This is a genomic window from Streptosporangium sp. G11 (assembly GCF_051192615.1).
Lineage (GTDB): Bacteria > Actinomycetota > Actinomycetes > Streptosporangiales > Streptosporangiaceae > Streptosporangium.
Map to the genome: position 1 here is coordinate 1 of NZ_JBPJUQ010000351.1, position 696 is coordinate 696.

1 protein-coding gene is annotated in these 696 nt (G+C 66.5%); it reads right to left on the bottom strand.

What is annotated here, in order from left to right:
• Positions 1 to 222: 222 nt before the first annotated feature.
• The coding region (locus ACSDR0_RS50985) for a 3'-5' exonuclease (protein ID WP_435296199.1) at positions 223 to 696 on the bottom strand (474 nt) is incomplete at its 5' end.

Consider the following 696-nt stretch of genomic DNA (forward strand, 5'->3'; position numbering starts at 1 on the left):
GTCTTTAGTCCATTGTAAATGATCTTGAACTTTGAGCCAGCGCCTTTACAATGTAGATTTATTATCATACTTCTCAGATAGCTGGCATGTTGCGCAAAGACGCCCGTCCCGCAATTGAACACACCGCCTACGCGACCTGCTGAAGTCCCTCGCCTCCCTGAATCCAGTGGCGTGCTACTCCCCCGGTTGGCGCCCCCGCTGGAGAGGTTCAAAGCGTGATGCTCATCGTCGGCGACGGTGACTGCGGCCGGTGGGCGGTGATGAGACCCAGGGCGTAGCAGACAGGTGGCCGACGGCGCCTATCTGGTGGAACCAGCGCAGGTCCTGAGCTGCCGCGCGCTTGAGGTACAGGCGCAGCAGGTGGGCGCAGGTTCGTGCGTCGCTTTCGGCGCTGTGCGCCCGGCCGGGGTCGATTCCCTCGGCGGCGGCGCAGTCGATGAGCCGGTGGGAGGCCAGCGGCGGGCCGAAGCGCCGCGACAGGGCCAGGGTGCACAGGGACAGCAGGTCGTCGGGGGCGGCTCCGAGGCGGGCGAACTCGGCGCTGAGCACTTCGGTGTCGTAGCGGGCGTTGTGGGCGACGATCACCGCGCCCTCGAGCATGGCCGCGATGTCACCGGCGATCTCCGCGAAACGCGGGGCTCCCGCCAGATCCCCGGCGGTAAGGCCGTGGATGTGCGTGGGGCCGGGGCCCGTTCC